Source organism: Desulfosporosinus sp. I2, assembly GCF_000960765.1.
In the GTDB taxonomy this organism is placed as follows: Bacteria; Bacillota; Desulfitobacteriia; order Desulfitobacteriales; family Desulfitobacteriaceae; genus Desulfosporosinus.
Map to the genome: position 1 here is coordinate 1 of NZ_JYNH01000241.1, position 3,218 is coordinate 3,218.

Genomic DNA, 3,218 nt, shown 5'->3' on the forward strand with positions numbered 1-3,218 from the left:
GTCCCCTTTCGTGGTTCGCGGTTTGTTGTGCTACAGTACCAAAGCCTATAGTCCCGAAACATGCACCTGAAGCTTAGCTACTACCTCTGGATGCACTTTTACGAGGACCTCAAAATCCCCTAAGGTCTTAATTGGGTCTTTTATCTCCAATTTGCGTTTATCCACTTCGACACCATGCTGCTTTTTCAAGGCTTCGGTGATCTCTTTGCTAGTTACTGAGCCAAATAAACGACCGCCTTCACCTGTTTTCGTCTTAACTTCGATCAACAGGGCATTGAGTTTAACGCCTAATTTGATGGCATCTTCTTTCTCTTTTTCCTTACGACGTTGTTCCACTTCTTTCTTATGAGAAACGTCCTGAATATTTCCGGTAGTTGCTTCGATCGCAAGCTTCTTCGGGAAAAGAAAGTTTCGAGCAAATCCATCAGCAACTTCTAAAATCTGCCCTTTTTTCCCCGTTCCTTTTACATCAGATTGAAGAATAACCTTCATGAAAATCCCTCCTTATAATTCTTCCGGTAGTCGTCGGAAATTGAATACTAGATCAAAAAGCCCAAACATGATAATGCTTACAACAGTAAAGAAGAAATAAATAAAACTTGAAATAATGAGTATCCATTTAAGAACTCTTGGGATTTTAGGCGATTTCAATAAATATAAATAGACAGCAGTGCCCAAAACCAAGGTTAAGGCTCCATAGATTACCATCAGATTAATTCCTAGTCCCCGAAAAGCCGGCCAAGAAAATTGATCTCCTAACAGGTAGCAACCAATACCTACTATTGCACCCCAGATTGCATACCAAGGCAGACGCCAACGTGTAAACGGGGTCCATCCCCCGTCGTCCTTGAGCCATCGCCTCATAATATAGTAAACAAATCCAAACTCTAGTATAGCTATTAGCGCAGCGATACTTGGAACCACCAACAAGTAAAGTTGAATTCCTTGTTCCAACAATGCTCGGAGCTGTGTCTCAGTAACCCCTTGTTGTTGCATCACAACCAATAATCCTGAAGCTTGATATTGCTGAACTGTCGAATTGATCAAATCACCCACCGTTTTCAGATCAAATCCTTGAATGACAAAAGGAAGAGTGGGTACCGCTCCTAAAATTGCGGCTAACGTAGCTCCCCAAAAAAAGGTGACGTTTACTGGCCAACGCTTCTGCCAACCGAGAACCCCCAACAACCCAGCAAAGGGTATAAATCCCATTTGATTAAGTGCTATTATTCCAAAAGCAACTCCTGCTGCAATATAACCACCCAGAAGAAAAACGACTGCTCTGGGCAAACCTTTGCGTTGCCCAACTAAAAAAACGGCAATTAACATCAGGGCTTCCCAAAAAAATCCCCAGGTCCCCCAAAAAATCCCCACCCAAGGAAAGGTTAATAGGATCGCCCCTGCCAAATAATCCTGCGCCAATTCATCACTAATATACATTTTTGCGTCTCCCATATTCTTAGTCTTCAGGGGCAAGGTAACTCAAGAGCAAGCTAAAATCTCCCCATTGTTTTTCAAGATTCATTTCATCCGTGTCTTTTAAGCCCTCAAGGCGTTGCAGAAGCATACGATCCAATCGCGAAAAGTCAAACCCTAATCGTCTGGCTAATAAATAGCTCATTCCGACTAGATCAGCCAGGCCCTGAATCATCTCGTCCTCTGAACCACTAAGCGTCCCATGTTGGATAAGCCACTGAGCCTGAATTAAATTTACCTTAAGTTCATCAATGGCCTTTAGGCCTTTAACGACATCAACTTCAACATTTCCCAGGAATGACCCCTCCTAACTCGATTATTATCGAACTAAATAGTCTAAAGAATTCGCTGTACTATCACACTACAGTTCGCGATCATAAGACTAATCTCCTGCACCTATGTGCTATGAAAATTTAACCAAAGTAAATATAGAAAAATCAGCAACCGGGACACCCGCTATCCTTGGACAGCACCCACTTAGCTACTGTCCATACCTGAATTTTAACTTACTGATAGTATAATAAGAAAAAGGGAGCTTAGCTCCCTTTTTCTACTCAACACTATATGGCAACAAGGCGATACTACGAGCACGTTTGATGGCCAAGGTTACTTGGCGCTGATGCATTGCGCAGTTTCCAGAAATACGACGTGGTAATATCTTGCCACGATCAGTAACATATTTGCGTACTTTATGCGTCTCTTTATAATCCATGGACACAACTTTATCGACACAAAAACTGCATACCCGCTTCCGTGGGCGACGTCCGCGTTCACGTTTCATACTAATTCTCCCCTTCCCCTAATTAGAATGGGATGTCATCATCCAAATTAACCTCATGTCCAAACGAGCCAGTTCCACTTGGAGAAGTTGATACATTCCCCCCGCCAGAATTGTCCTTTGGACTTAACAAATGAACATTTTCAACAACAACTTCTGTAACCCAACGTTTTTGACCATCCTGGCCGGTATACGTACGAACCTGGATTCGGCCTTCTGCAGCCGTCAGTTTTCCCTTGGCCAAATAATTCGCACTGAACTCCGCAAGTTGCCGATAAACCACACAGGGTATAAAGTCTGCTTCACGTTCTCCCTGAGCATTTTTAAAATTCCGATCAATGGCTAAAGTGAAATTAGCAACTGCAACACCTGTCGGCGTATAGCGCAACTCAGGGTCTTTCGTTAAACGACCAATCAAAACAACCCGATTCAACATTGTACCCCACCGTCCTTCTAGTCATCTTTTCTAACTGTCAGGAAACGGATTACATCATCAGAAATTTTCATAACCCGTTCAATTTCCTGGGATGTACGCCCTTCGCCATCGAAGTTCATCAGGATATACTGGCCCTCTTTGTAATCGTTGATTTCATAGGCCAATCGACGCTTACCCCACTTTTCAACCGTCAGGTTCTCTCCGCCATTGCTGGCTACAAGCCCACCTAAACGTTCAACCAGTGCAGTGGTAGCCTCTTCATCCAGATCTGGCCGGATGATATAAAGTAATTCATACGCTTTCATATTTGCACCTCCCCTCGGACTAAGCGGCCCCGATTAACAGAGCAGGGATATTTATACTAACAAGCTAAAATTATACCATGGTGTTTCTTAAAAAGCAAGCTATGCCAAACTTATACATTGAAACGGAAATGCACAATATCTCCATCATTCATAACATACTCTTTGCCCTCTAAACGAACTAACCCTTTGTCCTTGGCACCGTTCATGCCATTGAATTCGACAA

Annotated in this window: 7 protein-coding genes; all 7 read right to left on the reverse strand. The window is 43.0% G+C overall.

All coding sequences use genetic code 11. From position 1 onward, the window contains the following. Nucleotides 1-45: 45 nt before the first annotated feature. The gene (gene rplI, locus UF75_RS25125; RefSeq protein ID WP_045577252.1) at nucleotides 46-492 is read right to left on the reverse strand and encodes a 50S ribosomal protein L9; all 447 of its coding nucleotides are present in this window, start codon (nucleotides 490-492) and stop codon (nucleotides 46-48) included. A 12-nt stretch (nucleotides 493-504) separates the two neighbouring features. Beyond that, nucleotides 505-1,440 carry a DUF2232 domain-containing protein gene (locus UF75_RS25130; RefSeq protein WP_045577253.1) on the reverse strand — a complete coding sequence of 312 codons (936 nt, stop codon included), beginning with the start codon at nucleotides 1,438-1,440 and terminating at the stop codon, nucleotides 505-507. Nucleotides 1,441-1,459: 19 nt separating this feature from the next. Then, on the reverse strand, nucleotides 1,460-1,771 hold the full coding sequence (locus UF75_RS25135; protein ID WP_045577254.1) for a MazG-like family protein: 312 nt from the start codon (nucleotides 1,769-1,771) through the stop codon (nucleotides 1,460-1,462). A 255-nt stretch (nucleotides 1,772-2,026) separates the two neighbouring features. After that, nucleotides 2,027-2,257 carry a 30S ribosomal protein S18 gene (gene rpsR / locus UF75_RS25140; protein WP_034141199.1) on the reverse strand — a complete coding sequence of 77 codons (231 nt, stop codon included), beginning with the start codon at nucleotides 2,255-2,257 and terminating at the stop codon, nucleotides 2,027-2,029. Between the two features lie 22 nt (nucleotides 2,258-2,279). Further along, nucleotides 2,280-2,690: a single-stranded DNA-binding protein gene (gene ssb, locus UF75_RS25145; RefSeq protein WP_045577255.1), complete on the reverse strand. Its 411-nt coding sequence runs from the start codon at nucleotides 2,688-2,690 to the stop codon at nucleotides 2,280-2,282. 17 nt (nucleotides 2,691-2,707) lie between these two features. After that, nucleotides 2,708-2,995 carry a 30S ribosomal protein S6 gene (rpsF, locus tag UF75_RS25150; protein WP_045577256.1) on the reverse strand — a complete coding sequence of 96 codons (288 nt, stop codon included), beginning with the start codon at nucleotides 2,993-2,995 and terminating at the stop codon, nucleotides 2,708-2,710. Between the two features lie 110 nt (nucleotides 2,996-3,105). After that, nucleotides 3,106-3,218 (reverse strand): DUF933 domain-containing protein (locus UF75_RS27800; RefSeq protein ID WP_156146620.1); only part of this gene is annotated, 113 nt, incomplete at its 5' end.

What these genes read in the sequence shown, in the direction of transcription:
- rplI (WP_045577252.1), bottom strand. Translation starts at nt 492, where the DNA reads ATGAAGGTTATTCTTCAATCTGATGTAAAAGGAACGGGGAAAAAAGGG.
- UF75_RS25130 (WP_045577253.1), bottom strand. Translation starts at nt 1,440, where the DNA reads ATGTATATTAGTGATGAATTGGCGCAGGATTATTTGGCAGGGGCGATC.
- rpsR (WP_034141199.1), bottom strand. Translation starts at nt 2,257, where the DNA reads ATGAAACGTGAACGCGGACGTCGCCCACGGAAGCGGGTATGCAGTTTT.
- ssb (WP_045577255.1), bottom strand. Translation starts at nt 2,690, where the DNA reads ATGTTGAATCGGGTTGTTTTGATTGGTCGTTTAACGAAAGACCCTGAG.
- rpsF (WP_045577256.1), bottom strand. Translation starts at nt 2,995, where the DNA reads ATGAAAGCGTATGAATTACTTTATATCATCCGGCCAGATCTGGATGAA.